We start from the raw sequence: 25,516 nt of genomic DNA, 5'->3' as shown, positions 1-25,516 counted from the left end.
TGGGGCCTGTCCCTATATCAAGCGCCGTATCGTTTTTTTCTTCCACGCCAGCCGGTAATAGGCGGTCTGCAGGCCCAGCATCGCGATAAAGGTGACGGGGTAGGCAATCCAGATGCCGTTGATGCCTATGCGGTGGCTGAGCACCCAGGCCGTGGGCACCTCGATCAGCGCGATGCAGAAAATCGAAATGCCCATGGGCACCCAGACCGTGCCGCTGGCGCGCATGACGCCCGAGACCACGCCTTGCATGCCGAAGACCACGCTGCTCCACAGCATGATGTGCAGCAGGGTTTGCGACAGCTCTATCACCGGTTCGCTGGTGATGAACAGGGCCATCAGGTGGCGCGAGAACAGATAGCCCAGCAAGACCAGCACGCCGGTCAGCGCCAGGTTCATCTGCAGCCCGGTGCGTGTGATGGCGCCCAGCCTGTCGGTGCGGCCCGCGCCTATGGCCTGCGCGCCCAGGATGGAGGCGGTGATGGCGATGGAAATGGCCGGGAACTGCACATAGGCCACCACCTGGTTCACCGCGCCATAGGCCGCCGTGGCGCTGGAGCCATAGCCGTTGACCAGCGAGAGCAGGGCGATCTCGGCGAGCGAGATGACGACCAGCTGCACCCCGGTGGGTACGCCGACCTTGAGCACGGTCTTGAGGATGGCGGGGTTCACGCGCAGCAGGCGCCTGAATTCGGCGTCGGGTGCCAGCGGGCTCTTGATGGCGTGCAGGCGCCGGGCCAGCCAGGCGGTCGAGACCAGGAAGGACAGGATGGTGGCCACCGCGCTGCTGGCCACGCCCAGCTTGGGCAGTCCGCCCCAGCCCAGGATGAGCGCGGGCGTCACGAGCAGGCCGCAGGCGGTGGAAATGCACAGCGTGTACAGCGAACTCACCGTGTCGCCCACGCCGCGCAGCATGGAGGTCGACAGCAGGAAGACGAACAGCCCCGGCATGGCGACCAGCATGATGCGGGCATAAAGCGTGGCATCGGCCAGGATGTCGGGCGGTGTGCCCAGGGCCTTGAGCAGCGGCGCGGTGAAGGCGCCGCCAAAAACGGCGACCGTGAGGCCGAATCCCGCGCCCACCGCCAGGGTGGTGCCGGCGACGGCCTTGACCTTGCCGGTGTCGCGCGCCCCCCAGGCCTGGCCTATCAGCACCGACGCGCCCGCGCCCAGCCCGATGGTGAAGGCGATGAGAAAAAACATGAGCGGGAAAAAGCTGGTCACGGCCGCCAGCGCTCCCACACCAATCATCTGGCCGATGTAGATGTTGTTGATCGTGCCCGAGAGCGATTGCAGGATGTTGCTGAGCAGCATGGGGCCCAGAAAGGCCGCGAAGGTTTTCCACATCGGCACGCCCTCGCTCAGCGTTTTGGCGGCGGGCGGCGTCATTCGGCGCTCCAGCCGGCGGCCGCCAGCTTCGCCAGCTGCAGGCGAACGTCTTGCGGCCAGGGCGCGACCAGGCCTTCGAATTTGGGCTTGTCGCCCGCGAACAGTGCGCGGCTGGCTTCTTCAAAGCCCGCGAAATCGCCGGCCATCTCGCTCATGAAGCGGTAGGCGTTTTCGCGCGAGGTGCGTACGCTGACCCGGCCTTCGCTGGCCTTGCGCGACTCATCAATCAGCCGGCGCAGGGTGACGGAGGCACCGCCGGGCTGGCTGCCCAGCCATTCCCAGTGCCGGGGCAGCAGCGTGACTTCACGCGCGACCACACCGAGTTTGGGCCGGCCCACGGGGCGCGCGGCGGAGGTTTGCGGCGCTTCAGCGGTGGCCGGCGAGGACGGCAAATCCGCCTCGGGGCGCAGGTCCAGGTCTATGCGCTCGCCGGTGGCCTCGTTAAAAACACGCAGCAGCTCTTCGGTGCTGGACAGCTTGCGCAGCGCGCCGAGGACTTGCGCATGGTCGCCGGCGGCAACTTGCCGGAAGCCTGAGAAGGCGACCAGGCGCGGGGAAGTTTCAGGAGATGGTTGGGATGGCATGGCAACAGGCTCAGTAAATGTCAAAAAAGAGGATTAATTTAATCCGGGTGAATTAATTCTATAACACCCGGGTATAAATTGTCCAGCCCTATTGAAGCCGGGTGCAATTATTTACATAGTCTGAATTTCATCTAATTAACCTATTTAATATTCTTTTGAGTTTGAGCTTCAGGCTTCTACATTCGCTGTCTGTTCAAAAAAAAGCAGCCAGCGGTTTTCCACAAGAAGCGCGAAGGCGGCAAAAGTCAGCAGGATTTCATGATCGAACTCAAAGGTATTGTTCAAACCTACCAGGGCCCCACGGGCCCGGTCGACGCGCTCAGGGGCGTCGACCTTCACATCCAGCCGGGCGAGGTCTACGGCATCATCGGCCGCAGCGGCGCCGGCAAAAGCTCCCTGGTGCGGGTCATCAACCTGCTGAACCGGCCCTCCGCCGGGCAGGTGCTGGTGGGCGGCCGCGAGCTGAGCTCGCTGGGCGGCGAGGCGCTGCGTGTGGCGCGTCGCGACATCGGCATCATCTTCCAGCACTTCAATTTGCTTTCCTCGCGCACGGTCTACGGCAACGTGGCCCTGCCGCTGGAGATTGCCGGGCTGCCGGCCGATGAGATCAAGGCCAGGGTCGGGCCGCTGCTGGAACTGGTGGGCCTGAGCGCCCTGGCGGACCGCTACCCGGCGCAGATCAGCGGCGGGCAAAAGCAACGCGTGGGCATTGCGCGTGCGCTGGCCAACCGGCCCAAGGTGCTGCTGTCGGACGAGGCCACCTCGGCGCTGGATCCGGAAACCACACGCTCCATCCTGGGCCTGCTGAAGCAGATCAACAAGGAGTTCGGCCTGACCATCGTGCTGATCACCCACCAGATGCAGGTGATCAAGCAGGTGGCCGACCGCGTCGCGGTGATAGACGCGGGCCGCATTGTGGAAAGCGGGCCGGTCATCGACGTCTTCACGCGCCCGCAGCACGAGACGACCCGCAGCCTGATTGCCGAGATCGTCCCGCAGGACTTGCCTGACAGTGTGCTTGCGCGCATCCGGACACTGATGAGTGCAGAGCACGCCGAAGAAGGCCAACTGCTGCGTCTGGCGTTCGCGGGCGATGAGTCCGACCGGCCGCTGCTGTCGGACGTGATCCGCCGTTTTGGCATTGATCTTTCCATCGTGCACGGCCAGGTTGATGAAATCCAGGGAAAACCTTTCGGCTCGCTCGCGGTGTTCGCGCGCGGCGCGCGTGCCCAGCTCAGCGCGGCGGTGGCGCATCTGCGCGGTGCCGGGGTGCATGTCGATGAAGTCGGCGCGGATCTGACCGGGAGGCTCGCCAGTGTTCAGTAATTTTTCGCAAGCCCTGCTGGAGCTGTTTGTCAGTTCGCTGTGGGAGACCATCATCATGGTCGGCATCTCGGGCCTGGTCGGTGCGCTGATAGGCGTGCCGCTGGGTGTCTTCCTGCGGTTGACCGATGAGGGCGGCGTGCTGCGCAACGCGGGCGTGAACCGCGTGGTCGGCGGCCTGGTGAACGCCGTGCGCTCCACGCCTTTCATCATTTTGCTGGTGGCCATCATCCCGCTCACGCGCTTTCTGACCGGCTCCTCCATAGGCACGGCAGCCGCAGTGGTGCCGCTCACGATTGCGGCGGCGCCCTTTATCGCGCGCCTGGTGGAGGCTTCGCTGCGCGAGGTGGACCACGGCCTGATCGAAGCCGCGCAGGCCATGGGCGCGAGCACGCGGCAGATCGTGCTCAAGGTGCTGCTGCCCGAGGCGCTGCCCGGCATCGTCGCGGGCCTGACCATCACCTTTGTGAGCCTGACCGGTTATTCGGCCATGGCCGGCGCGATTGGCGGCGGCGGCCTGGGCGACCTCGGCATCCGCTACGGCTACCAACGCTTTTTGCCCGAAGTCATGCTGGCCGTGGTGCTGGTGCTGATCCTGTTTGTACAGGCGGTGCAAAGCCTGGGCGACTGGGCCGTGCGCAGGCTGAGCCACAAATGAGCCGAGCCTTCATCGCCTGTCAACAGCGATGTTGATTCCCTGAGTTTCTCCCTCCTCCGGGGGAGAAGGAGCAAGACAGAAACCTCTCCCAGGGGAGGAGGGGACAAGATTTTTTCAATTCATCCAAAGGAAACACCATGAACAAACGCACTCTCATCCAATCGGCCGTCGCGCTCGCGCTGGCCGCCTCATTCTCCTCTGCCGTGCTGGCGCAGGACAAACCCCTGAAGATAGGCGTCACCGCCGGCCCGCACGCGCAGATTTTTGAGCAGGTCAAAAAGATCGCCGAAAAAGACGGCCTGAAAATCCAGGTCGTCGAATTCAGCGACTACATCCAGCCCAACGCCGCGCTGGCCGCCGGCGACCTGGACGCCAACAGCTACCAGCACAAGCCCTTCCTGGACCAGCAAGTCAAGGACCGCGGCTACAAGATCGTCAACGTCGGCTATACCGTCAACTTCCCGATCGGCCTTTACTCCAAGAAAGTCAAAAGCCTGGCCGAGCTGAAGGAAGGCGCGCGCTTCGGCATCCCCAACGACCCGACCAATGGCGGACGCGTGCTGCTGGTGCTGCAGGACAAGGGCCTGATCAAGCTCAAGCCCGAAGCCGGCCTCAAGGCCACGCCGCTGGATGTGGTCGAGAACCCCAAGAAGCTCAAGTTCGTGGAACTCGACGCCGCGCAGCTGCCGCGCTCGCTGGACGACCTGGACGCCTCGGCCGTCAACACCAACTATGCGCTGTCGGCCGGCCTGAATCCCAAGGACGCGATTGCGCAGGAAGCGGCCAAGTCGCCTTACGTCAACCTGCTGGCCGTGCGTGAGCAGGACAAGGACAAGCCCTGGGTTGCCAAGCTCGTGAAGGCCTACCACTCGGAAGAAATCCGCAAGTACGTGCAGGCCGAGTTCAAGGGCGCGGTGCTGGCCGGTTTCTGAAGCAAGCCTCCCAGGCCTGAGGCGCGCGCATGTCACAGCTGCTGACGCTTCCCGATGCCGGCGCCTTGTCCATACGCGCCAAGGCGCTGGTGTTCGAGGACCCGGGCTCGGTCGCGCTGCTGGCGCGCGTCGAGCAGGTCGCGCCCACTGACGCCACGGTGCTGATCATCGGCGAGACAGGCACCGGCAAGGAATTGCTGGCGCGCCGCGTGCACCAGGGCAGCGGCCGGCGCGGGCCTTTCCTGGCGGTTAACTGCGGCGCCTTCAGCGAAGCGCTGATCGATGCCGAGCTGTTCGGCCATGAAAGCGGCGCCTTCACCGGCGCCTCGCAAGCGCGCGCGGGCTGGTTCGAGGCCGCCAACGGCGGCACGCTCTTCCTCGACGAGATCGGCGACCTGCCGCTGGCCCTGCAGGTCAAGCTGCTGCGCGTGTTGCAGGAGCGCCAGGTGGTGCGCCTGGGCTCGCGCAAGCCCATTGCGCTGGATGTGCGCCTGATCGCCGCGACCAACGTCGACCTGCGCAACGCGGTGGCCGCCGGCCACTTCCGCGCCGACCTCTATTACCGCATCAGCGTGGCCACGCTGGAGTTACGCCCGCTGTATGAGCGCCCCGGCGACATCCTGCCGCTGGCGCGCCATTTCCTGGCCAGTTATTCGCAGCGCCTGGGCGTCACCGGTGCCAGGCTGTCGCTCGACGCCGAGCAAGCCTTGCTCGCGCATGACTGGCCGGGCAATATCCGCGAGCTCGAGAACGTCGTGCATTACGCGCTCATCGTGGCGCCCAACAGCGTCCTGACGGCGGTGGATTTGCAGGTGATCCAGCGCTCGGTCGCCGGCGCATCGCGCGGCCGCAGGCCGGCACCGCCGGCAGCGCAGGGCGAAGACACCGCGGCCGAACTTGTTCCCGCTCCCCCATCCGACGCGCTGCGCGATGTACTGCTGCAGCGCATGAAGGTCGAGCAGCCCGGGCTGTTCAACCAGGTCGAAGAAACCCTGGTCAAGACCGCCTACGAACTGTGCGGCGGCAACCAGGTGCACACCGCGCGCCGGCTGGGCCTGTCACGCAATGTGCTGCGAACCCTGCTCAAGCGCCATGGCCTGCTCGATGCAGCGCATGATGTTTCTGAGCCGGTGGCATCGCTGGCATCGGCGACCGCGGACTGAGCCACTCACTGCTGCATTTTGCGCAGGGTGGTGCGCACTGTGCTGCATTCATCACGGCACTGTTTGTTTTCCAGCAGCCGGGACGCCAAATCCCCTCCCCGCAGGCCGGTTTCGCTGGCATGGCTTCTGCAGTAACTGGGCGGCATGCCACAGCCGCGCTGTTGGCATGCCGGCTGTCACACCTTCATTTTTTTCAAGGTCTTCATGTCCCAGCACATCCCAAGCACCCTCAGCGATTCCAGTGATTCCAGCGGCGCGCCGCAGAACCTCCCGCGGCGCGGCTTTCTTGGCCAGGCCGGCGCCGGCCTCGCCGGCCTGGCCGCCACGGCGGCAGCTCCGGCTTTGTTGACTGCGCTGCCTGCGGCGGCGCAGGGTAGCGCCACGGCGGAGCATGCCTATGACGAACACTTTCGCCAGCGCGCATCGGCCTTGCGTACCGGCCTGGCCAAGGCCAATGCCGAGCTGCCCATCCCGCCGCATCCCACCAATGGCGATGAAGACCGCTACCCGAACAGGATAGGTTCGGACAGCCGCGCCTTGCCGCACAACGCCCGCGGCGAGGTGGACCCGGCCGCATGGAAATTGGCCACCGCGGCATTCGCCTCGCGCGAGCCGGCTGACTTCGAGAAAATTCCGCTGGGCGGCACGCGCAAGCTGCTCAACCCGGTGGGCACGCTGGCTGTCAGCCTCGACGGGCTGAACGCCGGGCAATTCAGCTTGCCGCCCGCGCCGGCGCTGGCCAGCGCGGCGCGTGCCGGTGAAGCCGTCGAGCTGTACTGGAAATCGCTGCTGCGCGACGTGCCCCTGAGCGAATACCGCGAGGGCACCAGCCACAAGGACGTGTTGCTGGCCGCCGAAGAGATCAGCCGCGCGCCTGATTTCCACGGCCCCAAGGTCAACGGCCGCGTGACGCCGCAGACCTTGTTTCGCGGCGCGGCCTTGTATGTCGATGCGAAGGACCCCAGCGGCCGCACGGGCCGCTGGGTCACACCGCCTGGCGTTGTGGACGGTCCGGTGATTTCGCAGTTCCTCTACCGCGACGTGCCTTTCGGGCCGCAGAGCCTGTCCGCCCGCATTCGCAGCTACGCCCCGGCCGGCGAGTTTTTGACGGCCTACGATGAATGGCTGCATGTGCAAAACGGCCATTTGCCGCGCGGGCGGCTCATCCAGGACCCGACCCCGCGTTACATCGCCACCGGGCGCGACCTGGCCGCCTACGCGCACGCCCCCGCCGCCTTCACGGTCGTCGGCAACCAGCTGCTCAGCACGCCGGCATCCGCCGCTGACCCCGGCTACGGCGGGCTCTACCCGGGCGCGCAGATACCGCTGGCGCCCAACAATCCCTACCTGAGGTCGAAGACGCAGGGCGGCGCCTCCGGCACCTTTGGCGCGGCCTACTTCCAGTCCATTCTTTCGCTGGCCGCCTCGCTGGGAATCCGCATCAACTACTACCAGAAGTGGTATGCCCAGCGCGTGCTGCGGCCCGAGGCGTTTGGCGGCCTGGTGCACCACCGGCTGGCCAATGGCGCCAGCGACTACCCGATCCACACGGCGCTGCTGGACTCCCAGGCGCTGGAGCGCAGCCGCGCAAAGAACGGCAGCTTCCTGCTCTCGCAGGTGTATCCCGAAGGCGCGCCCATCCATTCCTCCTACCCGGGCGGCGCGGCCATCATAGGCGCGGTCACGGCCACGCTGCTCAAGGCCTTTTACGACGAATCCCAGCCGTTTCCCAACCCGGTGCAGCCCGACCCGGCCGACCCGACGCGGCTGATCCCTTACCAGGGCCCGCCCCTGACCATAGGCGGCGAGCTCAACAAACTGGCGTTGAATTACGGCTCCGGGCGGTCCTGGGCCGGCATCCACTGGCGCTCCGACGCGGCGGCCTCTTATGCCCAGGGCGAGGCCCTTGTCATCAGCCTGCTGCGCGAACAGAAGGCCAGCTTTCGCGAGCCCTTCGAAGGTTTTTCCTTCACGCGTTTCGATGGCACGCGGGCCATTGTCTGAGCATCTGCTCCCGCGGTTTCACCCCATTTCCCATTCAAGAAAGGCATTCCATGACCCAGCTCAATTCCTCGTCCCATCCCACCCTCGACATCACGCCAGTGGCCGGCCGCATAGGCGCGGAGGTGCGCGGCCTGCGGCTGTCGGCGGACATTTCCGGCGACACCGTGGTGGCGCTCAACCAGGCGCTGCTCAGGCACAAGGTGCTGTTCCTGCGCGGCCAACAGCACCTTGATGATGCTGCCCAGGAAGCCTTTGCCCAGCGGCTGGGCGACCCGGTGGCGCACCCGACGGTGCCCACGCGCGAGGGCACGGGTTTTATCCTGGAGCTCGATTCGGCGCACGGCGGGCGTGCCAACTCCTGGCACACCGACGTGACCTTCGCGGTCGCGCCGCCCAAGATCTCGGTGTTGCGCGGCGTGGTGATTCCGCCCTGGGGCGGCGACACCGTCTGGGCCAACACGGCCGCGGCCTACCAGGGCCTGCCGCCGGCGCTGCGCGAACTGGCCGACAAACTCTGGGCCGTGCACGGCAATGATTACGACTATGCCGCGCATCGCCCGGAGAAAGACATCTCGGACGAGGGCGCCCGGCACTATCGCGAGGTCTTCACCCGCACCTTGCATGAGGCCGAGCATCCCGTCGTGCGCGTGCACCCGGAAACGCGCGAGCGCGCGCTGGTGCTGGGCCATTTCGTCAAGAAGCTGGTCGGTTACTCGAGCGCCGATTCGCAGCACCTGCTGTCGGTGCTGCAGGAGCACATCATCCGCCTGGAGAACACCGTGCGCTGGCGCTGGACCCAGGGCGACGTGGTGATCTGGGACAACCGCGCGACCCAGCACTACGCCATCAACGACTACGGCGACCAGCACCGCGTGGTGCGCCGTGTGACCCTGGCGGGCGACGTGCCTGTCAGCGTGGACGGCCGGCGCTCGACGGTGCATGGCAAGGCGGCGCCGGCAGGCAATGCCGGCAAGAACACCGCGGCGCCGGTGGCGATTGCTGCCTGAAGCCGGCATAAAAAAAGGCCTGCGGTGCGAAACCGCAGGCCTGAAAAATCCCACCCACTGGGACACGATGAATGTGAGTTAAATGAGGGCTAGGCGACCTTTTGCGCCTTGACGCTGAACTGGTTGGCCGGCCGGTCCAGGCCCAGGTTCTCGCGCAGGGTGCGGCCTTCATATTCGGTGCGAAAGAGGCCGCGCCGCTGCAGCTCGGGCACCACCAGCTCGACAAAATCATTGAGCGATTCGGGCAGCACCGGCGGCATCACGTTAAAGCCGTCGGCCGCGCCGTTTTCAAACCACGCCTGCATCCTGTCCGCAATGGTTTGCGGCGTGCCCACCACCACCCAGTGGCCGCGCGCGCCGGCCAGGTATTCATAAAGCTGGCGCACCGTGAGCCTGTCGCGCCTGGCCAGCTCCAGCACCACGTGGGCGCGGCTGTTTTGCCCGGGCGGCGGCTCGGGGATGTAGGGCGGCGGCGCGTCCAGGTTCCACTTCGTCAAATCCTCGCCGGGCCAGAAGGTGTGCAGCGTGTTCAGGCCCACGCTGGGGTGGATCAGCTTTTGCAGTTCGGCCCACTTGGCCTCGGCTTCTTCTTGCGTGCGGCCGACCACCGGGGAGATGCCCGGCAGCACCAGCAATTGTTCGGGCCGGCGGCCGTATTTGGCCAGGCGGCCCTTGACGTCGCGGTAGAAAGCCTGGGCCTCGGCCAGGCTGGTCCAGGCGGTGAAGATGGCTTCGGCCGAGGCCGCGGCCAGCTCGCGGCCGGGCTCGGACGAGCCGGCCTGCACGATCACCGGGTAGCCCTGCGGCGGGCGCTCGAGGTTCAGCGGGCCGCTGACCTTGAAGTACTTGCCCACGTGATTGATTGCGTGCAGCCTGGCCGGGTCGAAGTATTTGCCCGACACCGGGTCGCGCTGGAAGGCATCGTCCTCAAAGCTGTCCCACAGGCCTTTGACCACGTCGATGAACTCATGCGCCTGCTCGTAGCGCACCGCGGGCTCGGGGTGCTTGTCCAGGCCGAAGTTGCCGTAGACGTTGTCGGCGCCCGTGGTCACCACATTCCAGGCGGCGCGGCCCTTGCTGAGGTGGTCCAGCGAGGCGAACTTGCGCGCCAGCAAAAAGGGGTCTTCATAGGTGGTGGAGGCGGTCGCCACAAAGCCTATGTGTTTCGTGACGGCCGACAGGGCCGCCCACAGCGTGACGGGTTCAAAGTAGGACACCCGGCCCTGGCGGCTGAAGGCCTCGTCATCGCCGTGGAAGGCCATGCCCGGGCTGTCGGCGACAAACACCTGGTCGAACAGGCCGCGCTCGGCGGTTTTCGCGACCTCGATGTAGTGGTCGATGTTGACGCCCGAATCGACCTGCGAGCCGGGGTGGCGCCAGGCGGCGATGTGGTGGCCGGTGGCCATGATGAATGCGCCCAGGCGCAGTTTGCGTTGAGTCATGAGATGTCTTTCTTCTTTCTGGCAGGGTGAGTCAATGACGGATCAATGACGGGCAGGGGCCGGCTTCCAGGCCGTGAAATGGCGCTCCAGCCTTTCGAGCACAAAGTTCACGGTGACGCCTATCGCGGTGATGGCGATGATCCCGAAGTACATGTCGGCGATCAGGAAGCTGAACTGGGCGTAGATGATCAGGTAGCCCAGCCCGGCCTTGGCGCCCACCATCTCGGCCGCGATCAGCACCAGCATGGCCGAGGCCGCGGCCAGGCGTATGCCCACAAAGATGGTGGGAACGGACGCCGGCAGGATCACCTTGAGGAACAGCTGCCGCGATGAGGCGCCCATGGTGCGCGCCGATTTCACCAGCAGAGGGTCGACCTGGCGCACCGCTGAGATGGTATTGAGCAGCAGGGGCCAGGCGCAGGCGTAGACCACGATGGAAAGCTTGGACACCTCGCCTATGCCCAGCAACAGCAGGAACACCGGCAGCAGGGCCAGCGGCGCCGTGTTGCGCAGCAGCTCGATCAGCGGGTTCAGCGCATTGCCCAGGCGCTGGTACCAGCCTATGGCCAGCCCCAGCGGGATGGCCAGCACGATGGACAGCAGCAAGCCGCCCAGCGAGCGCGCCAGGCTGATGGAGGTGTGTTCCCAGAGCTGGCCGTTCAGCGCCAGCGCCCAGCCGGCGGCCAGCACCTCGGTCAGCGGCGGCAGGAAGGTGGGGTCGGTCAGGCCCAGGCGCGGCGCGAGTTCCCAGAGCAGGGCCAGCGCCACGATGAGGCCGCTGCGCCAGGTGGCGTTGGCAAGCGGGTGGTAAAGCCGCAGCCACACCGGCGGTGTTTTGAGCTGCAGGGTTTGCGGCGATACATGGGCGGGATGGCTTCCCGGGTTCAGGGCAATGTCAGACATGGGTGGTTTCCTTGATTTGAGGCTGGGAGGCGATGCGCGCGCGGCGCTCCTGGCGTGCCGAGGCGACCTCGTCATGCAGCAGCGACCAGATTTCGTGGCGCAACTCGCCGAACAACGGCAGCGAGCGCACGTCCTGGGTGCCGGCCCGCAGTGAGTCGGGGATGTCCACGACCTGCTTGATGCGGCCGGGGCGTGTGGTCATCACCGCCACGCGCTGGCCCAGCACCACGGCTTCGTCGATGCCGTGGGTGATGAACACAATCGTCTTGCCGGTGCGCTGCCAGATCTCCACAAGTTCTTCCTGCAGCGTTTCGCGCGTCTGCGCGTCCAGCGCGGCAAAGGGCTCGTCCATCAGCAGCACCTGGGGTTCGTAGGCCAGGCTGCGCGCGATGGCCACGCGCTGCTTCATGCCGCCCGAGAGTTCATGCGGAAAGCGGTTGGCAAAGTCCGTGAGGCCCACCAGTTCCAGGTAGTGCGCGGCCTTCTCGCGCCGGGCGCGCTTGCCCAGGCCCGCGACTTCCAGTCCGAAGGCCACGTTGTCCAGCGCGCTGAGCCAGGGAAAGAGGGCGTACTGCTGGAACACCACGCCGCGGTCGCGTGCCGGGCCGGCCACGGGCTGGCCGTCTATCAGCACGCGGCCGCTGGTGGGCAGGGCCAGGCCGGCAAGCAGGTCCAGCAGCGTGGACTTGCCGCAGCCGCTGGGCCCGACCAGCACCAGGAATTCGCCGGACTTCACGTCCAGCGTGACATCGTGAACCGCGACAAAGCGCCGCGCGGCACCGCCATCGTCGGCGCGGACGGTGAACTCCTTGCTGACGTTTTCAAAGCGGATCTTGGCGGCGCTCATTTGGCGGCCGCCAGTTTGTCGGCGTTGTTGAAGTAAGGGTTGAAGGCGTTGGTGTAGAGGTCTGCCGGCTTGACCTGGCCGGGCTTGAGCAAGCCGTCCTTGACCAGCCAGTCGATCCAGATTTTCAGTTCGGCGTCCTTGATCACGCCGCCGGTTCCCGCCACGCCGGTGCTTTTCCAGTACTGGATGCTGTCGGCGCTCTCGGCGCGTTTGCGGCCCTCGATGATCTTGACGAAACGCGCCCGCACCTCGGCGGCCGGCGTGTTGCGTGCCCATTCGATGGAGCGCGCCAGCGCTGACACCAGGTGGCGGGTGGTGCCCGGGTTTTGTTCGATGAATTTGTTGTGCAGGACGATGGTGCCCGCGGTGAAATTGCCGTACAGGGCGCGGTCGGTGAAGAGCGGGCGTATGCCGCCGCGCTCCAGCGCCTTGTCGCGCAGCACGCCGCCCAGCGTGGTCACCTCCACATGGCCCTGGCGCAGCGCCTGCTCGCCGGTCACCGGCGGGGTGACCACCAGGGTCACCTGCTTGGCCTCGGCTTCGCTGAGTTTGGCGCGCTCCAGGTATTCGCGCACCATGAACTCGTGGTGCGCGCCCAGGGTGTTCACGGCGATTTTTTTGCCTATCAGGTCGCGCGCGGATTTGATCGGGCTGTCTTCCTTGACGTAGTAGCCGCTGTAGGTGTTTTCGTCGACGCCGTAGTAACCCAGCACCGCCTTGATGGGCGCCTTCTTGGCCAGCAGCTTGACGACCGCGCCGTTGAAGGCGCCGCCGAAGTCCACATCGCCGGTGACCACGCTCTGGATGTCCTGCGGGCCGCTGATGGTGTTGCCCACCCACTTGGCCTTGAGCGGCGCGAGGTAGCCCAGGTCTTCGGCCAGTTCTATCCAGGTGACCTGGCCGACCCAGCCCTGGTAGCGGATCTCGGTTTTCTCCAGCGGCGGGGCGGCATGGGCCTGGGTGGCCAGCAGGCCGAAAGACAAAGCGGCGAGGCCGAGTAAGCGGGTGATGTTCATGGCGTGAGGAGTGAGTGGTTGACGCGCTCCACAACGCAGCATCCATGCCAATGGTTTGGGGCCGATTCCGGCGGTTTTTGCCGGGTTTGGACGGCCAGCTGTTGCTTCTCCAACAGTTGGCTGGTGATCGGCTTACAGGGCCTGCACGGTTTGGCGCAGGCGAGAGGCCCAAGGACGATTTCGGTTTTAGGAATCTCGTTTTTGTTCTTTGGCGTTTTGTGCCGCGACCCCTAGAGTTCGGTTCATCGACCCCGGCTGCTGGCCATCCCCATCGAAATGGCGGCTGATCCGGGCTGTGTTGAACGACTGCCCAGGAAACAACGACGATGTCTTCTGAAACTTCCGAACTGGTTTTGCCCCAGGCCCTTGAAGCGGCGCGCGAGGCCGCGCAGCAAGCCGGCCTGCCTTATGCGGGCGGCGTGCCGCCGCAATTGGCGTGGCGGCTTTTTTCTTCGGGCGAGGCCTTGCTGGTCGATGTGCGCTCGGGCGAAGAGCGCAAGTTTGTCGGCCATGTGCCGGACAGCCTGCACGTGGCCTGGGCCACCGGCACCGCGCTGACGCGCAACCCGCGTTTTGTGCGCGAGCTGGAAGCCAGGGTGGGCGGCAAGGAGGCCGTGGTGCTGCTGCTGTGCCGCAGCGGCAAGCGCTCGGCGCTGGCGGCCGAGGCGGCGGCCAAGGCCGGCTTCACGCAGGTCTACAACGTGCTTGAAGGCTTTGAAGGCGAGATCGACGCGCTGCAGCATCGCGGCGTGGCCGACGGCTGGCGTTTCCGGGGCCTGCCCTGGGTGCAGGATTGAGGCCCCGCCATGGCTGTGTTTGATGTCAACCACATTGTGGGAGAGCTGCACGCGGTGCGGCAGGGCTGGCGTGAATCGCAAAAGCGTTCGCGCGAGCCGGGCGGGCGCGAGTTTCCCTCGCGTGACGCGCTGGCCGAGGTGGTCGAGGCGCTCAAGGGCGCGCTCTTTCCGATGCGCCTGGGCCCGCCCGACCTGCGCCAGGAGAGCGAGGATTTTTATGTCGGCCACACGCTGGACTCGGCACTGCACGGGCTGCTCGCGCAGGTGCGGCTGGAGCTGACCTACAGCGCGCGCCACCAGGGCCGCAGCGATGCCGGGACTGAGGCCGAAGCGCTGCTGGCCACGCGCAGTTTTGCGGCCGCCTTGCCGGCCATTCGCCAGCTGCTCGACGGCGACGTGCTGGCGGCCTACCACGGCGACCCCGCCGCCCGCAGCGTGGACGAGGTGCTGCTGTGCTACCCGGGCGTGCTGGCCATGATCCACCACCGGCTGGCGCACCAGCTGTACCGGCTGGGCTTGCCGCTGCTGGCGCGCATCGTGGCCGAACTCGCGCATGCGCAGACCGGCATAGACATCCACCCGGGCGCGCAGATAGGCGCGGGCTTTTTTATCGACCACGGCACGGGCGTCGTGATCGGCGAGACCGCCGTGATCGGCCAGCGCGTGCGCCTCTACCAGGCGGTGACGCTGGGCGCCAAGCGTTTTCCGAAAGACCTCGACGGCAAGCTGCAAAAAGGCCTGCCGCGCCACCCGGTCGTGGAAGACGACGTGGTGATCTACGCCGGCGCCACCATCCTGGGCCGTGTGACCCTGGGCAAGGGCGCGGTCATAGGCGGCAATGTCTGGCTGACCTACGACGTGCCGGCGGGCGGCAATGTCACGCAGGCGGTCTCGCGTGGAGTGGCCGGTGGGGAGGCCGGTGCGGAGGCCGCGCCGCAGGCCTTGGGGAGCGCACTGATATGACAGCGCTGGTCGAAAGTTTCGGCATCGCGGTGCGCCAGTCGCGCGAGGCCCAGGGCTGGTCGCAGGAAGGGCTGGCCGAGCGCTCGGACCTGAACCGATCCTACGTCGGCGAGATCGAGCGGGGCAGGGCCATCGCCTCGCTGGTCACCGTCGAAAAACTTGCGGTGGCGCTGGGCGTCACGCCGTCCACGCTGGTCACGCGCGGTGAGGCCATCAGCCACGCCAACCTGGTGCGCGGCCTCAACTTGATGGCTATAGCATGTTGAAGCCTGCCCGCAGGCCTTCGACACTGCAGCCCATTGTTTCTTTCTTCCATTTTTCTTTTTTCATTTTCTAACGAGGGAGTTTTTACATGTCGGCAACAGTGGGCGGAACCACCGCACTCGGCGATAACGCCGCGCGGCAACTAGCCAATGCAACCAAGACCACGGCGCAGCTCGAGACCATCTCGCCGCGCTGGCTCACCCACCTGCTGCAATGGGTGCCTGTGGAGGCCGGCATCTACCGCCTCAACAAGGTGAAGAACCCGGAGTCCATCAAGGTCAAGTGCACCGCGCGCGAGGAAGAAAACCAGCTGCCGCGCACTTTTGTCGATTACGAAGAAGCGCCGCGCGAATATTTCCTGAACGCGGTCAGCACCGTGCTGGACGTGCACACGCGCATCTCCGACCTCTACAGCAGCCCGCATGACCAGATCAAGGAGCAGCTGCGCCTGACGATTGAGACCATCAAGGAAAACCAGGAAAGCGAGCTCATCAACAACCCCGACTACGGCCTGCTGGCGCAGGTCGCTGAAGAGCAGCGCATCTTCCCGTTGACCGGCGCGCCCACGCCCGACGACCTGGACGAACTGCTGGCCAAGGTCTGGAAGGAACCGGCGTTTTTCCTGACGCACCCGCTGGCCATTGCCGCCTTCGGCCGTGAGGCCACGCGCCGCGGCACGCCGCCGCCCACGGTGAGCCTGTTCGGCTCGCAGTTCATCACCTGGCGCGGTATTCCGCTGATCCCTTCGAACAAGGTGCCGGTGGCCGACGGCAAGAGCAAGATCCTGCTGCTGCGCGTGGGCGACAAGCGCCAGGGCGTGGTCGGCCTGTTCCAGCCCGGCCTGCCCGGCGAACAAAGCCCGGGCCTGTCGGTGCGCTTCATGGGCATCAACAACCATGCGATTTCGTCTTACCTGATCTCGCTGTACTGCTCGCTCGCGGTGCTGACCACCGACGCGCTGGCGGTGCTGGATGACGTGGAGATCGGGAAATACCACGACTATCCCGATACCTATAAATAAAGCGCGGTGAACATGCTCGCTTCCACTCCCCAGGCCGTGCAGCCTGAATCGCCGATCGATACGGCGCTGCTGTCGCGCATGGCCACCGCCTTGTTCGCGGCCTTGCCGGGCCAGGCGCCCACGCTGCCTGCGTCACCCGTGCCGGGCGTGCAGGGGCCTTTGCACCTGGCGCCGCCGGGCTCGCCCCTGGCCAGCCCCGCGGGCTTCGGCCCGGGCGTTCCGGGTACGCCGATTCCGCAGGGGCAGATTCCCGGCGCCAACCTGGTTCCGGCTTCACCGGCACAGCTTCCTTCGCTGGCGAATCGTGCGCCGGCCTTGCTGCCGCATGCGGCGGCCGGCAACGGTGTGCCCGACACGGCCGTCAGTGTGCTGCCGGCGTATGAGCCGCGTATTGGCGGCGCTGCGCTGGGTGTACCTGAGGCCGCCGCTGCGGCGCAGCCGCCGGCCGGCGCCGCACCATACTACTTCCTCGACGCGAGGCATGGGCATCCGCCACCCCTTCCGCTGATTTTGGATTCACTCCTTCCCCCTCKGGGGGAAGGCAGGGATGGGGGCCGCGCAGCACCCACTGCGCCTGTCGTCGATGCGGCCCGCAGCCCCCACCCCAACCCTCCCCCAGAGGGGGAGGGAGGAAGACCCAAGTTCTATTTCGTCGATTCGGTGGTGCTGCCCAGCGGCTACGTCACGCCGGCCAAACCCGCGCCGCATGCTACGGTGCCGCTGGCGGGCCAGTCGGCGCATCCGGCCTTTGACGTGCACGCGGTGCGCCGCGACTTTCCCATCCTGCAGGAGCGCGTCAACGGCCGGCAACTGGTCTGGTTCGACAACGCCGCCACCACGCACAAGCCGCAGTCCGTCATAGACCGGATCTCGTATTTTTACGAGCACGAAAACTCCAATATCCACCGCGCGGCGCATGAGCTGGCCGCGCGCGCGACCGACGCCTACGAGGGCGCGCGCGAACGCGTGAAGAAGTTCATCAACGCCCCCGACGTCAATGAAGTCATCTTTGTGCGCGGCACCACCGAGGCCATCAACCTGGTGGCCAAGAGCTGGGGCGGCCAGCATGTGGGCGAGGGCGACGAGATCATTGTCAGCAACCTGGAGCACCACGCCAACATCGTGCCCTGGCAGCAGCTGGCCGCTGCCAAGGGCGCGAAGCTGCGCGTAATCCCGGTCGACGATTCGGGCCAGGTGCTGCTCGATGAATACCGCAAGCTGCTGAACGACCGCACCAAAATCGTGGCCGTCACGCAGGTCTCCAATGCGCTGGGCACCGTGGTGCCGGTCAAGGAGATCGTCGAGATGGCCCACCGGGCCGGCGCCAAGGCGCTGGTCGACGGCGCGCAGTCGGTCTCGCACATGCGGGTGGACGTGCAGGCGCTGGGTGCGGACTTTTTCGTGTTCTCGGGCCACAAGGTCTTCGGCCCCACCGGCATTGGCGTGGTCTGGGGCAAACGCGAGGTGCTGGAAGACATGCCGCCCTGGCAGGGCGGCGGCAACATGATTGCCGACGTCACGTTTGAAAAAACCGTGTTCCAGCCGATTCCCAACAAGTTCGAGGCCGGCACCGGCAATATTGCCGACGCGGTGGGCCTGGGCGCGGCCATCGATTATGTGAACCGCATCGGCATTGAAAACATCGCGCGTTATGAGCACGACCTGCTGGCCTACGGCATGCGGGAGCTGGGTGCCATACCCGGCGTGCGCCTGATAGGCACGGCGGCCGACAAGGCCAGTGTGATGTCCTTTGTGCTGGCGGGCTACGGCACCGAGGAGGTCGGCCATGCGCTCAATGAAGAGGGCATCGCCGTGCGCACCGGCCACCACTGCGCCCAGCCCATCTTGCGGCGCTTTGGCGTGGAAACCACGGTGCGGCCCTCGCTGGCCTTTTACAACACCTTTGACGAAATAGACCGGCTGGTGGCGGTGGTCAAGCGCCTGGCCGGGCAAAGGCGCGCGGGCTGAGCGGTGACCGGGCCCGGGATGCTTTGTGTCCTGGAGTCCTACAGCAGGGATTGCCGAATTGGTTTACAAAGTGGGAGGCCTGACGCGCATGCGCGGTTCAGGCCCCCCATTTTTTTCATCCCCATCCCATCCACCACTTCCTGGAGAGCCCCATGGCCCAATACAACATTGCTGTCGTCGTCGGCAGCATTCGCAAGGATTCGTTCAACAAAAAGCTCGCCCGCGCGCTGGAAAAATTGTTCCCCGCGGACTTCAGTTTCACCCATGTGCGCATCGACGACCTGCCGCCCTACAACCAGGACGATGACGGCAAGCCGGCCGCGCAGGTGGTGAGGCTCAAGGGAGAGATCAAGGCCGCGCAAGGCCTGCTGTTTGTCACGCCTGAATACAACCGCTCGATTCCCGGCGTGCTCAAAAACGCGATTGACCATGCTTCGCGCCCTTACGGCCAGAGCGCCTGGGACGGCAAGCCGGCCGGCGTGATTGGCGCTTCAGTGGGGGCCATAGGCACGGCGCTGTCGCAGCAGCATTTGCGCAATATCCTGGCTTACCTGAATGTGCCTACGCTGGGGCAGCCTGAGGCTTTTATCCATAACAAGGAAGGCCTGTACGAGGCTGACGGCAGCTTGAGCGAAGGCAGCCGGAAGTTTTTGCAGGCTTGGGTTGATGCCTACGTGGGCTGGGTGAAGAAACACGCTTGAGGGTTGGGGCCGGTCTTGCTCCGGCCTTTGCGCTTTTTGCTTGGGGCGGCTGGCCGGGGTTGCCCGGCAGCAAGTAACTTTCTTTTGCTTCGCCAAAAGAAAGTCACCAAAGAAAAGGCGACCCTGGTTGCTGCGTCCCTCCGCTTCGCTGCGGGCAGCCTGCGGTGCTCGGTCCAGACGGGGTCAAAAACAACTCGCCTGCGGCTCAAACAAGTTTTTGCCCTGATCCGTCTGGCCCTGCGCTCCTCGGCGCATCCACAAGGGGTGGGGACAGAAATACCCAACAGCCGAATACCAATGCCGAACCTTATTACTCCCTCTCCCTCTGGGAGAGGGTTGGGGCTGAGCGCTGCGGCTCCAGATGCGCCTGCGCGCATCTGGACAGTGCGAAGAGGCCCAGGCTCCGCCTGGGCTGCGGTCTGCAAGACAGGGCTCGCGGCCTTGGCGTCGTAAGCGCAGGTCGACTACGAGTCGTCAGAACGGTGCGTCGCCTTCAATCGTCGTGCGGTACAGCTTGCGGCGCAGGTGGTCGGGGGTGCCGGCTGCCAGGTGGGTGACTGAGCGGTTGTCCCAGAACACCATGTCGTGCGGCTGCCACTGGTGGCGGTAGATGAGTTCGGGGCGCGAAGTGTGTTCGAACAATTCCTTCAGCAGCGCCTGGCTTTCGTCTTCGGGGATGTCGAGGATGCGGGTGGTGAAATGTTCGCTGACGAACAAGGCCTTGCGATCGGTTTCGGGGTGGGTGCGTACCACCGGGTGGACCACCGGTTTGACTTCGTCGACCTGTTCCTGGGTGAGCTTGGGCCGCCAGGGGCTGCGGCTGCGCAGTTCTTCGTATTTGGCGAGGTAGGTGTGTTCGGCACGCAGGCCTTGCACGGCGGTCTTGAGGGCCAGGGGCAGGGTGTCCCAGGCTGTGTGCTGGTTGGCGAACAGGGTGTCGCCGCCTTCGGCGGGCAGTTCCTGCGCATGCAGCAGCGAGCCCAGGCTGGGTTTGTCCTTGTACGACAGGTCGGAGTGCCAGAAGTGGCCGGCGTCGCCCAGGCCTATGGGTTCGCCGTTTTCCTTGATGTTGGAGACGATCAGGATTTCCGGGTGGTCTTGCAGCTGGAAGTTTTTCAGCACATGGATTTGCAGCGGCCCGAAGCGGCGGCTGAAGTCCACATGCTGGCGCGGCGTGATGCGCTGGTCGCGGAACACCAGCACGTGGTGGTCCAGGTGGGCGCGGTGTATGCGGCTGAAGTCGGCCGTGGAGAGCGGCTGGGAAAGATCCAGGCCCAGCACTTCGGCGCCCAGCGGGGCGTCAAAAGGGCGGATCTCAAGAACGGAGGGGGAGGGTGCGGCGGCCGTCGCTGCTGCCGTTTGCCCGCTGGGAGCCAGAGTCGCTGTCATCTTCACCTTTGTGATGGGTGCCCCATGGCGGGGCCAGCGCTGAATATAGGGACGCGCCGGCCCAAAGTGAACAATCGATTTGTCATTTGGTAATTACCTCGCCATGAAAAAAGCCCGCGGATGCGGGCTTTTTGCGATGCGGAATGCCGGGTTCAGGCGGCGACGGCGGCCCGGTCCTGGTTGGCGGCCGGTGCCTGCGTGTGCGTGACGATTTCAATCTGCGCGGCGGCCAGGGCGGCCTCCTTGGCGGCTTCGCCCATGGCCAGGCCTTCGGCGCGCACAAAACGCACGTCGGTGATGCCGAAGAAACCGAACACCACCTTGAGGTAGCTCTCCTGGTGTTCCAGGGCGGTCATGGCTTCGCTGGTCGAATAGACGCCGCCACGGGCAGAAGCCACGATCACGGTCTTGCCGCCGGCCAGGCCCACGGGGCCTTTTTCGGTGTACTTGAAGGTGCGGCCGACCTGGGCGACGCGGTCAATCCAGGCCTTGAGCTGGCTGGGGATGGCGAAGTTGTACAGGGGCGCGCCCACCACGATCACATCGGCTGCCAGGAATTGCGTCACCAGGGCTTCGGACACGGCGTTTTCGCGCTTTTGCACCTCGCTCAGCTCGCTGCCGGCGGGCATGCGGAAACCCAGCGACTCGGCCGAGAGGTGGCTGGGCGTGTCAACGGCCAGGTCCAGGTAGCTGACTTCGGTGCCGGGGTGGCCGGCGCGCCAGGAAGCGACGATTTGCGCGGTGAGCTGGCGGGAAACCGAGTTGCCGCCCAGGATGCTGGAGTCGATGTGGAGAAGCTTGCTCATGATGGGGTTCCTAAAAAGTGTTGTTGGACCAGGTTCTCAGGCCGTATTCACCTTGAATCGCAGCCATGGATAGATTGTGCGGATGAGTCGATTGATTGATAAGTCGGTAAAATTGCGATAGATCGTCCTGTATTTGGGACAATCAATCGGGAGCGAAGGCCGAATCCGGTCGTGAAGAAAGGACGGTTTTTATGCAAGACCTCAATGACATGCTGTATTTCGCCGAGGTGGTGGAACGCGGCGGCTTTGCCGCGGCCGGGCGCGCGCTGGGCCTGCCCAAGTCACGCTTGTCGCGCCGCGTGGCCGAACTGGAGTCCAGGCTGGGCGTGCGGCTCTTGCAGCGCACCACGCGCAAGCTCTCGTTGACGGAGGTTGGTGAAATCTATTTGCGCCACTGCGGCGCCATGCGCGACGAAGCCCTGGCGGCTTCCGAAGCCGTGGCGCAGATGCAGGTCGAGCCGCGCGGCACCCTGCGCATCACCTGCCCGGTGACGCTGGCGCAGGGCTCGGTGGGCTACCTGGTGCCGCGCTATATGGAGATGTTCCCCCAGGTGCGCATAGACATGCGCGTGACCAACCGCGTGATCGACCTGGTGGAGGAGGGCATAGACATCGCGCTGCGCGTGCGCCCCACGCTGGAAGACAGCGGCAGCCTGGTGATCAAGAACCTGGGCTCCAGCGGCGGCCAGCTGCTGGCCAGCCCGGCCCTGCTGCAGCGCCAGGGCCGGCCCGAAAAACCCGAAGACCTGCTCAAGCTCGACACCGTGTCCATGTCCTGGGCCGACGGGCGCTCGTCCTGGCGGCTGCTGGGGCCGGGCGGCAAGGAGTTCGTGCTGCAGCACCAGCCGCGCTATGTCGCCGACGACCTGCAGACCCTGAAACTCGCGGTGCTGGCCGGCACCGGCATGAGTTTTTTGCCCGACTCCATGAGCGCGGCCGAACGGCAGGCCCAGCTGCTGGTGCCTGTGTTGCCGGGCTGGGCGCTTCCTTCCGGTGTGGCGCACGCGGTGTTCCCCTCGCGGCGCGGGCAGGTGCCGGCGGTAAGGAGTTTTCTGGATTTCCTTGGAGAGAGGATGAGAGGGGATTCGCTGGTTTGAGGTTTTGGCCTCAAGCTCCATTGGCCTGTTCTTGTTCTATGGCTGTTTTCTTTGCATAGGCTTGTTGGCCGGGGGTTGCCCGGCGGCAACTCACTTTTAGCGAAACCCGCAAAGCGGGTTTTCTTTGTTCGCCAAAAGGCGCGCTACGCGCGCGGGGTTTGCTCACTTCGCGCAGCGAAGTTACGCAAACACCAAAAGTAAGCAAAAGAAAAGGCGACCCTGGTGTCTGCGTCCCTCCGCTGCGCTACGGGCAACCTGCGGTGCTCGGTCCAGCCGGGGTCTCGCTAAACTCGCTACGCTGCGCTTCGCTCAAACAACGCGATCCCTGATCCGTCTGGACCTGCGCTCCTCGGCGCATCCAGAAGGGGTGGGGACGAGGAATACCAAATCCAAATACCGAATGCCTGAAGAAACAAGGACTCGCCGTGGCGAGTCCTTGTTTGTCTTGGTTTGTTCTTTGGTATTTGTCTTCTGTCCCTGCTCCCGATTGCCCCGTCCTGGCTGGGCCGAGGAGCGCAGAGACAAGCGGATCAGGGCCGGCGTTGTCTGAGCGAAGCGAGTTTAGCCGGACCCCGCTTGGCTCGAGCACCGCAGGTTGCCCCGCAGCGCAGCGTAGGGGACCCAGACTGCGGGTCGCCTTTTCTTTGGTGACTTTCTTTTGGCGAAGCAAAAGAAAGTTACTTGCCGCCGGGCAACCCCGGCCAGCAAGCCTCAGCAAGAAGCCAGCCGTTAAAAACAAACCTTATGCAGGAAACCAGATAAATTAAGAGCAATATATTCTTTTGCGTTTTAACGCTTGCTCCCCACAATGCTTTGATCAAGCAACCTCAAGGAGCAAACCATGGCCACTCTCAGACTCGGCGACACCGCCCCCGACTTCACGCAAGACTCCACCGCGGGCAAGATTTCCTTTCATGAATGGGCCGGTGATTCCTGGGTGGTGCTGTTTTCGCACCCCGCTGACTTCACCCCCGTCTGCACCACCGAACTCGGCAAGACTGCCGCGCTGAGCGGTGAGTTCGCCAGGCGCAACGTCAAGCCCATCGCGGTCAGCGTCGATCCGCTGGATTCCCACAGCAAGTGGGTCAACGACATCAACGAGACGCAGAACACCACGGTGAATTTCCCCATCCTGGCGGATGCGGACCGCAAGGTGGCCGGGCTTTACGACATGATCCACCCGAACGCCTTGAGCACCGGCCCCACGGCCACCGTGCGCAGCGTGTTCATCATCGACCCGAAGAAGGCCATTCGCACCACCTTCACCTATCCCGCCAGCACGGGCCGCAATTTCGACGAAATCCTGCGTGTCATTGACTCGCTGCAGCTGACCGACGGCTACAAGGTGGCCACGCCGGTCAACTGGAAGGACGGCGACGACGTGATCATCGTGCCCAGTCTGCAGGACCCGGCCGAAATCGCTCAGCGTTTCCCCAAGGGTTTCAAGGCCATCAAGCCGTATCTGCGCGTCACCCCTCAGCCCAACAAGTAAATGGCCCCCACGCTTTTCGCTTCGCGTAATGCGCTGCCCCCCGAGGGGGCCGCTGCGCCTGCGGCCCGGCAAAGCCGGTTCCGCGGCCCCGGCTTGCAAACGGCTGTGGCGCATAGCGTGGCTCACCTGCTTGAAACCCGCTGAGGATCACCACTTTGCGCTTCATCATTGTTCCCGGCTGGCGCGACTCCGGCCCCGGCCACTGGCAAAGCCTGTGGGCCGAGCGCCTGAGCAATGCGGTGCGTGTGCGGCAGGACGACTGGATCACGCCTTCGCGCAAGGCCTGGGTGGCGTCGCTGGCCAACACCATCCTGCTGCAGAACGAGCCGGTGGTGGTGGTGGCGCACAGCCTGGGCTGCATCGCGACCGCGCACCTGCCGCCCGAGGCGGCCGAACGCATACAGGGCGCCTTGCTGGTGGCGCCGGCCGACCCGGAACGCCGCGCCGTGCTGAGCGACTTCGCCCCCGTGCCTTACCAGAAGCTGCCTTACCGCAGCGTGCTGGTGGCCAGCAGCAACGACCCTTTCTGTCCGGTGCGCCTGGCCGGCGCTTATGCCCGTGCCTGGGGCAGTGAGTTTGTGCGCCTGCAGGATGCGGGCCACATCAACATCGAATCGGGCCACGGCGAATGGCCGCTGGGCATTGCCCTGCTGCAGTCGCTGGCCGGCGACGCTTCGCTCTCGGCGCCGCAGCTTGATTTTTCTTCTCCGCGAATTTCTTCCTCTTCCTCTTTCGGATCCCTGAAAACGGCATGACTTCCTCACAACTCAAAATCGCTCTTGCCGCCCTGGCTTTGGCAACGAGCGGTATCGCCTCGGCGCAAACGCTGCTCAACGGCTCTTACGACGTGGCGCGCGAGTTCTACAAGGACTACAACGCGGCCTTTATCGCCCACTACAAAAAGACCACCGGCAAGGACGTGAAGGTGGACCAGTCGCACGGCGGCTCCAGCGCCATTGCGCGTTCGGTGGCCGACGGCCTGGACGCCGATGTGGTCACCATGAACACCTCGACCGATGTGGACTTCCTGGCCAATGCCGGTGTGGTCGCCAAGGACTGGGTAAAAAAATTTCCGGACAACGCATCGCCCACCACCTCGACCATGCTGTTCCTGGTGCGCAACGGCAATCCCAAGGGCATCAAGGACTGGGATGACCTGGTCAAGCCCGGCATACAGGTCGTTGTGGTGAACCCCAAGACCGGCGGCAACGGCCGCTACGCCTACCTGGCCGCCTGGGGTTACGCCAAGAAGAAGGGCGGCACCGACGCGCAGGCCGCCGAATTTGTCGGCAAGCTCTACAAAAACGTGCCGGTGCTGGGCAAGGGCGGGCGCGATGCGACCACCGTCTTCCTGCAGCGCAATATCGGCGACGTGCTGATCACTTTCGAATCCGAAGTGCTGTCGGTGAACCGGGAGTTCGGCGAAGGCAAGGTGGACGCGGTGTACCCGTCCATCAGCGTCCTGGCGGAAAACCCGGTGGCGGTGGTGGAGCGCACCGTCGCCAAGAAGGGCACGGCAGACCTCGCCAAGGCCTACCTCAATTACCTGTATTCGGACGAGGGCCAGGAAATCGCCGCGCGCCATGCGCTGCGCCCGCGCTCGCAGGCCGTGCTCAGGAAATACGCGAGCACCTTCAAGCCGCTGCAGCTGTTCACGGTGCAGGACGTCTTCGGCAGCCTCGGTGAAGCGCAAAAAGTGCACTTCAACGACGGCGGGCAGTTCGACAAGCTCTACACCGTCAAGTAAGCCAAG

Annotated in this window: 24 protein-coding genes; 16 read left to right on the top strand and 8 right to left on the bottom strand. The window is 65.1% G+C overall.

What is annotated here, in order from left to right:
* Positions 1 to 12 precede the first annotated feature (12 nt).
* Together AC1D09_RS11150 and AC1D09_RS11145 are read right to left on the bottom strand one after the other, a co-directional pair.
* Positions 13 to 1,386, bottom strand: coding sequence for an MATE family efflux transporter (locus tag AC1D09_RS11150; protein WP_477663812.1), 1,374 nt, complete (start codon positions 1,384 to 1,386; stop codon positions 13 to 15).
* Positions 1,383 to 1,970 carry a DUF2239 family protein gene (locus AC1D09_RS11145; RefSeq protein ID WP_477663813.1) on the bottom strand — a complete coding sequence of 196 codons (588 nt, stop codon included), beginning with the start codon at positions 1,968 to 1,970 and terminating at the stop codon, positions 1,383 to 1,385. Before AC1D09_RS11145 ends, AC1D09_RS11150 begins: the two co-directional genes overlap by 4 nt.
* 258 nt (positions 1,971 to 2,228) lie before the next feature.
* Between AC1D09_RS11145 and AC1D09_RS11140 the strand changes: the two genes are divergently transcribed.
* The 6 genes from AC1D09_RS11140 to AC1D09_RS11115 all read left to right on the top strand — a co-directional run bounded on the left by AC1D09_RS11140 (position 2,229) and on the right by AC1D09_RS11115 (position 9,057).
* Complete coding sequence (locus AC1D09_RS11140) at positions 2,229 to 3,296, top strand: methionine ABC transporter ATP-binding protein (protein ID WP_477663814.1); 1,068 nt, start codon at positions 2,229 to 2,231, stop codon at positions 3,294 to 3,296.
* On the top strand, positions 3,286 to 3,951 hold the full coding sequence (locus tag AC1D09_RS11135) for a methionine ABC transporter permease (RefSeq protein WP_477663815.1): 666 nt from the start codon (positions 3,286 to 3,288) through the stop codon (positions 3,949 to 3,951). Before AC1D09_RS11140 ends, AC1D09_RS11135 begins: the two co-directional genes overlap by 11 nt.
* Positions 3,952 to 4,088: 137 nt before the next feature.
* On the top strand, positions 4,089 to 4,883 hold the full coding sequence (locus AC1D09_RS11130; RefSeq protein ID WP_477663816.1) for a MetQ/NlpA family ABC transporter substrate-binding protein: 795 nt from the start codon (positions 4,089 to 4,091) through the stop codon (positions 4,881 to 4,883).
* A 29-nt stretch (positions 4,884 to 4,912) separates the two neighbouring features.
* The gene (locus tag AC1D09_RS11125) at positions 4,913 to 6,046 is read left to right on the top strand and encodes a sigma-54 interaction domain-containing protein (RefSeq protein ID WP_477663817.1); all 1,134 of its coding nucleotides are present in this window, start codon (positions 4,913 to 4,915) and stop codon (positions 6,044 to 6,046) included.
* 204 nt (positions 6,047 to 6,250) lie between these two features.
* Positions 6,251 to 8,050 (top strand): phosphatase PAP2 family protein, encoded by a 1,800-nt coding sequence (locus AC1D09_RS11120; RefSeq protein WP_477663818.1) that lies wholly within the window; start codon positions 6,251 to 6,253, stop codon positions 8,048 to 8,050.
* A gap of 50 nt (positions 8,051 to 8,100) precedes the next feature.
* Positions 8,101 to 9,057, top strand: a complete 957-nt coding sequence (locus tag AC1D09_RS11115; protein WP_477663819.1) for a TauD/TfdA dioxygenase family protein — start codon at positions 8,101 to 8,103, stop codon at positions 9,055 to 9,057.
* An 89-nt stretch (positions 9,058 to 9,146) separates the two neighbouring features.
* Here AC1D09_RS11115 and AC1D09_RS11110 read toward each other — a convergent pair whose 3' ends face one another.
* Genes AC1D09_RS11110 through AC1D09_RS11095 form a run of 4 tightly spaced genes read right to left on the bottom strand, consistent with a single transcriptional unit; the run spans position 9,147 to position 13,265 of the window.
* On the bottom strand, positions 9,147 to 10,499 hold the full coding sequence (locus AC1D09_RS11110; RefSeq protein WP_477663820.1) for an LLM class flavin-dependent oxidoreductase: 1,353 nt from the start codon (positions 10,497 to 10,499) through the stop codon (positions 9,147 to 9,149).
* Between the two features lie 42 nt (positions 10,500 to 10,541).
* Complete coding sequence (locus AC1D09_RS11105) at positions 10,542 to 11,402, bottom strand: ABC transporter permease (RefSeq protein ID WP_477663821.1); 861 nt, start codon at positions 11,400 to 11,402, stop codon at positions 10,542 to 10,544.
* Positions 11,395 to 12,249, bottom strand: a complete 855-nt coding sequence (locus AC1D09_RS11100; RefSeq protein WP_477663822.1) for an ABC transporter ATP-binding protein — start codon at positions 12,247 to 12,249, stop codon at positions 11,395 to 11,397. Before AC1D09_RS11100 ends, AC1D09_RS11105 begins: the two co-directional genes overlap by 8 nt.
* Positions 12,246 to 13,265, bottom strand: coding sequence for an ABC transporter substrate-binding protein (locus AC1D09_RS11095; protein WP_477663823.1), 1,020 nt, complete (start codon positions 13,263 to 13,265; stop codon positions 12,246 to 12,248). Before AC1D09_RS11095 ends, AC1D09_RS11100 begins: the two co-directional genes overlap by 4 nt.
* A 326-nt stretch (positions 13,266 to 13,591) precedes the next feature.
* Here AC1D09_RS11095 and AC1D09_RS11090 point away from each other — a divergent pair, with 326 nt between their 5' ends.
* The 6 genes from AC1D09_RS11090 to AC1D09_RS11065 all read left to right on the top strand — a co-directional run bounded on the left by AC1D09_RS11090 (position 13,592) and on the right by AC1D09_RS11065 (position 18,979).
* On the top strand, positions 13,592 to 14,062 hold the full coding sequence (locus AC1D09_RS11090) for a rhodanese-like domain-containing protein (RefSeq protein WP_477663824.1): 471 nt from the start codon (positions 13,592 to 13,594) through the stop codon (positions 14,060 to 14,062).
* 9 nt (positions 14,063 to 14,071) lie between these two features.
* Complete coding sequence (gene epsC, locus AC1D09_RS11085) at positions 14,072 to 15,025, top strand: serine O-acetyltransferase EpsC (protein ID WP_477663825.1); 954 nt, start codon at positions 14,072 to 14,074, stop codon at positions 15,023 to 15,025.
* Entirely contained in the window at positions 15,022 to 15,291 is a 270-nt protein-coding gene (locus AC1D09_RS11080) for a helix-turn-helix domain-containing protein (RefSeq protein ID WP_477663826.1), read from the top strand. The genes epsC and AC1D09_RS11080 overlap by 4 nt, the downstream gene beginning before the upstream one ends.
* Before the next feature lie 86 nt (positions 15,292 to 15,377).
* Positions 15,378 to 16,310: a family 2A encapsulin nanocompartment shell protein gene (locus AC1D09_RS11075; protein ID WP_074574500.1), complete on the top strand. Its 933-nt coding sequence runs from the start codon at positions 15,378 to 15,380 to the stop codon at positions 16,308 to 16,310.
* Between the two features lie 12 nt (positions 16,311 to 16,322).
* The gene (locus AC1D09_RS11070) at positions 16,323 to 18,278 is read left to right on the top strand and encodes a family 2A encapsulin nanocompartment cargo protein cysteine desulfurase (RefSeq protein ID WP_477701049.1); all 1,956 of its coding nucleotides are present in this window, start codon (positions 16,323 to 16,325) and stop codon (positions 18,276 to 18,278) included.
* A 152-nt stretch (positions 18,279 to 18,430) separates the two neighbouring features.
* Positions 18,431 to 18,979, top strand: coding sequence for an NADPH-dependent FMN reductase (locus AC1D09_RS11065; protein ID WP_477664864.1), 549 nt, complete (start codon positions 18,431 to 18,433; stop codon positions 18,977 to 18,979).
* Positions 18,980 to 19,453: 474 nt separating this feature from the next.
* On the opposite strand, the gene AC1D09_RS11060 is transcribed toward AC1D09_RS11065, so the two are convergent.
* Entirely contained in the window at positions 19,454 to 20,368 is a 915-nt protein-coding gene (locus tag AC1D09_RS11060; protein ID WP_477664863.1) for a TauD/TfdA dioxygenase family protein, read from the bottom strand.
* 152 nt (positions 20,369 to 20,520) lie between these two features.
* The gene (locus tag AC1D09_RS11055; RefSeq protein WP_477664862.1) at positions 20,521 to 21,174 is read right to left on the bottom strand and encodes an FMN-dependent NADH-azoreductase; all 654 of its coding nucleotides are present in this window, start codon (positions 21,172 to 21,174) and stop codon (positions 20,521 to 20,523) included.
* 191 nt (positions 21,175 to 21,365) lie between these two features.
* On the opposite strand from AC1D09_RS11055, the gene AC1D09_RS11050 reads away from it, so the two are divergent.
* The 4 genes from AC1D09_RS11050 (at position 21,366) to AC1D09_RS11035 (ending at position 25,510) form a co-directional block, all read left to right on the top strand.
* Entirely contained in the window at positions 21,366 to 22,271 is a 906-nt protein-coding gene (locus tag AC1D09_RS11050; protein ID WP_477664861.1) for a LysR substrate-binding domain-containing protein, read from the top strand.
* Positions 22,272 to 23,112: 841 nt separating this feature from the next.
* Positions 23,113 to 23,763 carry a peroxiredoxin gene (locus AC1D09_RS11045; RefSeq protein WP_477663019.1) on the top strand — a complete coding sequence of 217 codons (651 nt, stop codon included), beginning with the start codon at positions 23,113 to 23,115 and terminating at the stop codon, positions 23,761 to 23,763.
* 155 nt (positions 23,764 to 23,918) lie between these two features.
* On the top strand, positions 23,919 to 24,518 hold the full coding sequence (locus AC1D09_RS11040) for an RBBP9/YdeN family alpha/beta hydrolase (RefSeq protein WP_477663020.1): 600 nt from the start codon (positions 23,919 to 23,921) through the stop codon (positions 24,516 to 24,518).
* On the top strand, positions 24,515 to 25,510 hold the full coding sequence (locus tag AC1D09_RS11035) for a sulfate ABC transporter substrate-binding protein (protein ID WP_477663021.1): 996 nt from the start codon (positions 24,515 to 24,517) through the stop codon (positions 25,508 to 25,510). The genes AC1D09_RS11040 and AC1D09_RS11035 overlap by 4 nt, the downstream gene beginning before the upstream one ends.
* Positions 25,511 to 25,516 lie beyond the last annotated feature (6 nt).

Source organism: Polaromonas sp. P1_A2 (assembly GCF_056406895.1).
This window is presented reverse-complemented; position numbering and strand designations above follow the sequence as displayed.

Coding starts and splice junctions, on each gene's coding strand:
- AC1D09_RS11150 (WP_477663812.1), bottom strand. CDS start 1,386: ATGACGCCGCCCGCCGCCAAAACGCTGAGCGAGGGCGTGCCGATGTGG.
- AC1D09_RS11145 (WP_477663813.1), bottom strand. CDS start 1,970: ATGCCATCCCAACCATCTCCTGAAACTTCCCCGCGCCTGGTCGCCTTC.
- AC1D09_RS11140 (WP_477663814.1), top strand. CDS start 2,229: ATGATCGAACTCAAAGGTATTGTTCAAACCTACCAGGGCCCCACGGGC.
- AC1D09_RS11130 (WP_477663816.1), top strand. CDS start 4,089: ATGAACAAACGCACTCTCATCCAATCGGCCGTCGCGCTCGCGCTGGCC.
- AC1D09_RS11125 (WP_477663817.1), top strand. CDS start 4,913: ATGTCACAGCTGCTGACGCTTCCCGATGCCGGCGCCTTGTCCATACGC.
- AC1D09_RS11120 (WP_477663818.1), top strand. CDS start 6,251: ATGTCCCAGCACATCCCAAGCACCCTCAGCGATTCCAGTGATTCCAGC.
- AC1D09_RS11115 (WP_477663819.1), top strand. CDS start 8,101: ATGACCCAGCTCAATTCCTCGTCCCATCCCACCCTCGACATCACGCCA.
- AC1D09_RS11110 (WP_477663820.1), bottom strand. CDS start 10,499: ATGACTCAACGCAAACTGCGCCTGGGCGCATTCATCATGGCCACCGGC.
- AC1D09_RS11105 (WP_477663821.1), bottom strand. CDS start 11,402: ATGTCTGACATTGCCCTGAACCCGGGAAGCCATCCCGCCCATGTATCG.
- AC1D09_RS11100 (WP_477663822.1), bottom strand. CDS start 12,249: ATGAGCGCCGCCAAGATCCGCTTTGAAAACGTCAGCAAGGAGTTCACC.
- AC1D09_RS11095 (WP_477663823.1), bottom strand. CDS start 13,265: ATGAACATCACCCGCTTACTCGGCCTCGCCGCTTTGTCTTTCGGCCTG.
- AC1D09_RS11090 (WP_477663824.1), top strand. CDS start 13,592: ATGTCTTCTGAAACTTCCGAACTGGTTTTGCCCCAGGCCCTTGAAGCG.
- epsC (WP_477663825.1), top strand. CDS start 14,072: ATGGCTGTGTTTGATGTCAACCACATTGTGGGAGAGCTGCACGCGGTG.
- AC1D09_RS11080 (WP_477663826.1), top strand. CDS start 15,022: ATGACAGCGCTGGTCGAAAGTTTCGGCATCGCGGTGCGCCAGTCGCGC.
- AC1D09_RS11075 (WP_074574500.1), top strand. CDS start 15,378: ATGTCGGCAACAGTGGGCGGAACCACCGCACTCGGCGATAACGCCGCG.
- AC1D09_RS11065 (WP_477664864.1), top strand. CDS start 18,431: ATGGCCCAATACAACATTGCTGTCGTCGTCGGCAGCATTCGCAAGGAT.
- AC1D09_RS11060 (WP_477664863.1), bottom strand. CDS start 20,368: ATGACAGCGACTCTGGCTCCCAGCGGGCAAACGGCAGCAGCGACGGCC.
- AC1D09_RS11055 (WP_477664862.1), bottom strand. CDS start 21,174: ATGAGCAAGCTTCTCCACATCGACTCCAGCATCCTGGGCGGCAACTCG.
- AC1D09_RS11050 (WP_477664861.1), top strand. CDS start 21,366: ATGCAAGACCTCAATGACATGCTGTATTTCGCCGAGGTGGTGGAACGC.
- AC1D09_RS11045 (WP_477663019.1), top strand. CDS start 23,113: ATGGCCACTCTCAGACTCGGCGACACCGCCCCCGACTTCACGCAAGAC.
- AC1D09_RS11035 (WP_477663021.1), top strand. CDS start 24,515: ATGACTTCCTCACAACTCAAAATCGCTCTTGCCGCCCTGGCTTTGGCA.